4 protein-coding genes are annotated in these 6,982 nt (G+C 52.0%); all 4 read right to left on the bottom strand.

What is annotated here, in order from left to right; translation table 11 throughout:
• Window positions 1-3: 3 nt before the first annotated feature.
• Window positions 4-1,488 (bottom strand): MFS transporter, encoded by a 1,485-nt coding sequence (locus tag JIN87_RS04070; protein ID WP_267909341.1) that lies wholly within the window; start codon window positions 1,486-1,488, stop codon window positions 4-6.
• A gap of 47 nt (window positions 1,489-1,535) precedes the next feature.
• On the bottom strand, window positions 1,536-2,480 hold the full coding sequence (locus tag JIN87_RS04075; RefSeq protein WP_200354248.1) for a hypothetical protein: 945 nt from the start codon (window positions 2,478-2,480) through the stop codon (window positions 1,536-1,538).
• A 183-nt stretch (window positions 2,481-2,663) separates the two neighbouring features.
• The gene (locus JIN87_RS04080) at window positions 2,664-4,895 is read right to left on the bottom strand and encodes an alpha-L-rhamnosidase (protein ID WP_200354249.1); all 2,232 of its coding nucleotides are present in this window, start codon (window positions 4,893-4,895) and stop codon (window positions 2,664-2,666) included.
• A 335-nt stretch (window positions 4,896-5,230) separates the two neighbouring features.
• The gene (locus tag JIN87_RS04085; protein ID WP_200354250.1) at window positions 5,231-6,577 is read right to left on the bottom strand and encodes an AGE family epimerase/isomerase; all 1,347 of its coding nucleotides are present in this window, start codon (window positions 6,575-6,577) and stop codon (window positions 5,231-5,233) included.
• Window positions 6,578-6,982: the final 405 nt, after the last annotated feature.

Genomic DNA, 6,982 nt, shown 5'->3' on the forward strand with positions numbered 1-6,982 from the left:
CGTTTACTGATCCTTCTCTCGGTTCTGACTGTCGATTTTCTCCATGACCGCACGGTTGAGCGGATACTTGGCAACGATCACGAACGCAATGATCATCACGGCAGGACCGGAAAGGAAAGTGGCGGACGCTATGCGGTTGATAGCTTCCAAAGTCTGGCTTTCAGCTTGAGAGATAATGCCAGCCCAGTCGACAAGCCAACCCGTGATCAACAGGCCGACGGCCGAGCCTAGCTTAAGAACAAAACCAAAAATTGCGGAATAACTGCCATCCTTGAGCTGCCCGCTCTTCGCATAGTTGGCGGCGGAAACATCGGCGATCATCGAGACGGAGGTAGGAACAACAATTCCGGTACCGCCCCACCAAAGCGCCTGTCCAAGCCCAAACAAGATGACCGCAATAGGAATCTCTGTCTCGCCAAGCATCCATACCGCGTCGCGAGCCACAAGCCCTCCGGAGAAGAGAACATATGAAACCAGTCCTCCAAAAATGGATACGGCGATCCCGATATAGGCCAATGCCTTTTTATCGAACCTCTTAATCAATCGCGTCACCCACAGAGCGGCCAGCGCAGTGGCAATCATTCCCCCGCCATGGACGATGGTTTTCTGCAGGGCAGTGAACTCCATGTAGAAAACATAGGTGAACATCTGGACCTGCGAGACGAGCATCATGCCCAAATTGGCAAAGGTGAAAAACAGGATGACGATCAGGGCCAGCCGGTCGCTGATGGTTTCCACGAAGTCCCTTACAAAAGCCTTCAGATTGTTACCGGGCAGTTCCTCATTTCGGTTATCCACGGCCCGATCCCTTGTGGCGTAGATCGACCCCAGAATGAGCATCAGGGCAAAAATCGCGAGTACGACTCCCATCACGACGTAGTTCGACTCTACCAGCGTGCCGTCGATCCGAGCACCGTCCTCTCCGGTTTTGTCGCCGAAGAAAAGCACCCAAGCGCACGCGCCAAAAATGAAATTCGACGCCTGGTTTACAAAGATGCGAATCCCTTGCAAGCGGGAGCGATCATTGTATTCGGGGGCGATTTCAAATCCGAGAGCGGTATACGGTATCACAAAAACGGTTACAGCCGTGCGAACTAAAAGATTAATCAACAACACCGCCCAGAAAGCGGCCTGAGCAGTACCGGCGTGCTGCGGGATCACCCATAGCAAGAGAAAGGAAACCGCTAGAGCGAAGCCTCCGAAAAACACATAAGGCAAACGTCGACCGAAGCGACTGCGGGTGTTGTCGGTCAAATGCCCCATGAGCGGATCGGTGATCGCGTCCCAAACAAGGGTAACGCTCAAAGCCGTGCCAGCATAGCCTGCAGAAAGCCCGAGAATCTGCGTGTAGAAGAGCATCGCGAAGTTCCCTATCCCGTTCATGGTGATGGAAACCGCGCCCTCCCCGAGGGCGTATCCAAATAACTTAACCGTCGATACTTTTTGGCGGATTTTACTCACAGTCGAAATTTCCTCGCTGGCTTTCATTTCTAACTCTCTTTGTTCAATTTAACGCAAGACCGAATTCACCCGACCTAACTGTCCTCGAGCTTCAGTGTCTTGCCCTGTTTTTCGTAGGCAAAGCCACGCACATCCTCGACGGTTCCGAGAATCAAATAGTACTCATATTCGAAGGTGTCATTCTTCTCGAGTTTCATCCAACGAAGCGGTCCGATAAAGCAGTTGGAATCTGAATACGGGCCATCGCCTTTCGCGCCGCCACCCTGGAAAAATCCGCAAACCCAACGGGCTGTCGCTGTAGGATTATAGACGCCAAATCCAATACCAGTCTTCGGATTTACATAGGCCATCCAGTGTTCCGCCGCATCGAAGCGATTCCACGGGAAGCCGCCTGGCTGCGTAGGCGGGATGTTCACATCATAGCCCTCCGGGTTGTCCGGCATCTTTACAACCGCATCCGAAGTCCATGGCTCCTTGCCCGTATACGTGTAGCCGTCGCGCAATCGGGCAATCGGATAGATCGAAGGCAGCTCCTGTTCACGTAGCTCGCCATCGCCCCAGATATCGTCAGTACGGTTAACCGTCACCTTGTTTCTCACCCGTACCGAGTTGCCTTCAAGCCAGATCCACTGCTCGAAAAAGCACTCCGGAGTTTCGCCCGGCATGTCCCAGAGACGTGGCACACACTTCAGATACAAAGACGTGTCCTCTTTCTTAAACTCCAGGACTTCCGAATGGGCATTCGGATGAGGAGGATCAAAGGTACATCCGATGCTGCCCGCCTGAATGGGATTCCATTTCCAGGGAGAAAAGCGTTCGTGCTGTCCTTCTTCGCGGCGATCGACCTCTTCGCCCGCATAGTAACACTGCTGGATATAGCGTCCGAGATCATGGATGTTTACCCAATTGTCCTGCTCTTCCTCCGAACCGGTCGAAAGAAAGGCAATCGCCCCCCCTGCATTCATATCAACCCCGATGCATATCTCACCGTTGTTGAGGAACTCAAATTTGTGGTCCAATTTCGCTTTTGGCTCCGTGGAGCAGCCACTCAGGCCCAACCCAAGCAAGCCCAACAACAATAGCCCTGTCTTACTGCAATTCATCTTATCGTTCTTTTCTACTAAATCGTGTCTATTGAGAGCGGCAAGGGATGCCAATCATCCACACTACTGCCGCAATTTTCTTCAATCAAATTCTCCCTTTCAAGCAGGCATCAGCTGCTCAGAGGAAACCCGGAACTCATGGAGTCCTGCATCAACGTTTTCCATACGGTCCGGCAAACGGATCTCTGCAGGAACCGCAGTCTCCACCTTGAGCGTGAATCCGTCATCCGTCTTCTCCCAAGCGACCGAGATCTTCCCGGAAATCGAATCGTAAGAGGCACGCACGAAATCGAACTTGCCCGTGAAAATCGGCTCTACCGTTACCGTCTTGAACCCGTTAGAGCTCGGCCTGATTCCAGCCAGCGACTCCATCATCCATTCGTATACCGCTCCAAAGGCGTAATGGTTGAACGAGTTCATCCCGATATCGCCAAAACCGTCCTCCTTCGTCCAGCTGTTCCAACGCTCCCAAATGGTAGTCGCGCCGTTGTCCACCTCGTATAGCCAAGATGGATACTTGTCGTTCAACAGCAGCTGCACCGCCAAATCGCCCCGCCCGATTCTAGACAAGGCGGGACACAATAGTCCGGTGCCCACAAAGCCGCAGGTCAGATAGCCCTTACTTTCCTCCAGAAGCTCAACCAGCGTATTGGAGACCAGAGCGAGTTCTTCGCCCTCGACGAGATCCATAGTGACAGCTAAGGCGCAAGCGGTCTGCGTCCGAATCGCCATCCGGTCTCCGTCGAACAGTTCTTCCTGGAAAAGCGAGCGACTCCGCTGCAGCTCTTCCTCGAAATGGGCGACATCACCTTCGAGTCCAAGCGCGTCAGCCATCTCCGACATCATTCGCGCATCGAATGCGCGGTAAGCCAAACCGATCAAGCGATCAGGGGTCGGTGAATTGATATGCAGCCAGTCCCCACAGGAATACTTGATCCTGTCGTTGTGATTGTTCCCCTCGGAAACGATATACTCCATGTACATCTTCATCTCCGACCAATTGTCGCGCACAAAGGAGAGATCGTCGTACTGCTTCCAAAGAGTGTAAGGGCAGACAATGCCGGCATCTCCCCAGGCCGCCACACCGAAGTTGAACATGCCCATATAGGGAGCCACCTCCGGGTAAGCCCCGTCTTCGCGCTGCGAATCGTTCAGATCGACCAGCCACTTCTTGAAGAACTTCCGGATATCGCCCAGATAAGTCGCCGACTTGACGAACATTTGCGCGTCCCCCGTCCAGCCCAGCCGCTCGTCGCGCTGCGGGCAATCGGTCGGAACCTCGAGATAGTTACCACGGAAAGACCAACGGATATTTTCAAACAGACGGTTCACTCGCTCGTCAGAACACTCAAAGGTCCCGGTCTCCTTCAAGTCCGACATCCAGACCACACCCGTAACGGTATCCAGAGAAGGAGGACAATCCGCGGGAAGCCCTTCGATTTCGACAAACTGAAATCCGTGAAAAGTGAAACGCGGCTCCCAAATTTCTTCACCGGTTCCCTTGGCAATAAAGCGGTCAATACAGTCGGCGGTACGCAGGTTCTCGCGATAAACCGTTCCATCGGCGTTCCGCATTTCGCCATGCTTGATGACTATTTCCGTTCCAGCCGGCACGTTGACCTTCAGCCGTACCACGCCGACCATGTTCTGCCCCATGTCGAAGACATAGGTACCGGGCTTCGGCTCGCTGACTGACCGAGCAGAAAGCGTTTCAATCTCGCGGACTGGCACCCCTGGATGCGGTTCAACGATGTCCGGCGGGGTCTCCATGCGGTTGATGAGAACCACGTCCTGCCATTCACTCAGGTCGATCCCCGGTTCACTCCAGCCGGGCGTCTCTTCGCGGGCATCATAAGTTTCCCCTTCAAGCAAGTCGGCTTTCAGCAAGGGACTATCTTTCCAAACCCATGAAGAGTCAGTCACCAAACGTTCGCGACTGCCATCTTCCTTTTCCATTTCCAGGACACAGGCGAACCAAGCGTCACGCCCCCAGTACCCCTTTTGGTGATTGAAGCCCCAATGCCCAGCGAACCAGCCTTGCCCCAGAAGGGCTGACACTGTGTTGGCGCCCACTGTCAGAACATCGCTGACATCAAACGAGTGATAATAAACGCGCTTGTGATAGTCGGTGTAGCCCGGAAGCAGTTTCACATCGCCGATCTTCTTGCCGTTCAGCCAAGGTTCGCAAACCCCGAGCGCCGTCACATGCAGCGTGGCGGAGACGACATCCTTATCGACGCAGAAATCCCGTCTCAGCATCGGACAGGTACGCGTCGCCCATCCTCCCCTGATCCATTCAGCATTACACTCTTTCAAAATATTACTGTTCATCACTATTCATTTGCTCCGCCAACCGGAGCATCAACGCCTCAAGCGCCTCCCTACTCGTTTGCCGTAACTAGCTTAGTTATAACGAAAAGCGGAAGCCAATACTCTTGCTATTGCGACAATCACACGGACTATTGCGACATTCCCGGACAGAAGCCTCCTGGATTGTTGACTACACCCTAGCACCTACGCAGTTCCTCGGCACGAGCCAATCATTACGGCGCCCTTCAAAGTAGGCCGCTAAGAACTGGATGTTCGCTGGCAGCCCTGCCGACTGAAAGACATCACAGGTTACTTTGACGCGGTTGGTATCCAATTTTGCCCACCTATTGCCTTCTTCACTCCTCAAGAAAATCGAACAAATACAAGACGACGCCAATATGGGCGCTGTACCACCACTGGTGATACCAAAATCCCGTCACAATCCGATCGTCGGGCTGGAGGTAATAGGTGACATAATTCGCAGTCTGCAAGGCCCGCTCTTTCATTTTCTCGTCTCCGGCAGTTTCTCCTAGTTCAAACAACATTGACGCCCAGTTAACGCTATGAACCCCCATCACGACATTACATTGAAGTTGTTCCCGAATACCTTCAGCTGGTTCAAAGCCCTCTATCTTATCCATAAAAGTCGCTTCAATCCAGGCATTGAGCTCCAAGGCTAATTCAAGATACCCGTTACTGTCTGTCCTATTGGCCAAGAGGTATCGAATTGTGTCTATACAATCGAAATTAGTACGTCCTTCAGCGCTTTCAGGAATGTCCTCATAAAAGCCTCTAAACTCTTTGGTCTTGATAGGACCGTTCAACAACCAAGACCATGTTTTATCGCGATACGACTTATAACTGCTATTCCCGTTAAGCGTATCCAATTTTTCAAACAGCATAACAGCATAGATTACACTACTGGTATACTCTTCGATAACCTCCTCCGTTTTTGGGTCGACACGGAAAGGCCAGGTACCATTGGAGCGCTGCTTTTCACAGAGCGTGTTAGCGACCGCCTCCGCAACATCCTTAAACCTCTGCTCCTTACATGCTTCATATAGCTCTAAATAAACCAGGGCCATAATCGCTGCCTTGTCAGGCATGACACCACTCCCATCCCTGAACCCTCCGGGCTTCCTTTCCTCGAACGTACTGTAAGGCATGTTACCGTAGGCCCAATCGGCCGGAGTACTTTGCTTGATGTTCCAGTCCGCCAACTTGATAGCGTCCCCCAATGCCTGCTTATTGCCCGAGTATTCCGAGTAATCAATAAAGGCTCTAATCATACCAGCGTGGTGCAATGCCGGATAGGATACAAAACGGTCCACGGAAGCAGGAAATGGCTCACCGTTGTGCTGAACATTCGAATAGTAAACCCAGGGCATCTGAATACGGCCTTCTTCATCTTTAAGACTTTCTGTCGACCCCTTGAACCAATCGAGGTGGCCATCCAACAGAAACGACATTCCTCGTCGAATGGTTTCGTCATAAGACTGGAGCGGCAATAGCTTGCCTGATTCATCCCGTTTTTGGTCAGCAATTACCATGCTGCTTTCCCAATCGTAGCTTCCAAACGGGCTGATTCCGACCTTTCCCTTTTCCTCACCTCCAGCCAGCTCTCCTGCAAAAATGGCTGCGCAAATGATGATTGCAGACGCAAACGCTCCAATTGACGTGTTTTCCAACTTATTAATGATCATTATATCTTTTATTAGACTTCAAAACTACCTTTAGCGTCAGTGTTCCCTTCTTACTTTTTCCGATTAGTTCCGGTTTCCCTACGAACCGGCAATCGGCGGGGAGACACTGTATCGCCTCCCAAAGTCAGTAAATCGCTACTACACTCTATCCCAATACCCCTATTATTCATCATTCTCGACCGGCTCCGCAAACCAGAGCAAAACCGCCTAAATCCTCCTGCCACCTTTTCAGCGACCGGGTCAGTTATAGCAAAGATCGCTCTCCAATACTCTTGCTATTGCGACAATCGCACAAACTATTGCGACATACCTAGACTCAAGTATCCTAACGTGCTGATTACATCAGCGAGGCCAATACGGTTTCCTCGGCACAATCAAATCATTACGACGCTGCTTTCCCCCCCC

It is taken from the genome of Pelagicoccus mobilis, from assembly GCF_016595505.1.
Taxonomy (GTDB): Bacteria; Verrucomicrobiota; Verrucomicrobiia; order Opitutales; family Opitutaceae; genus Pelagicoccus; species Pelagicoccus mobilis.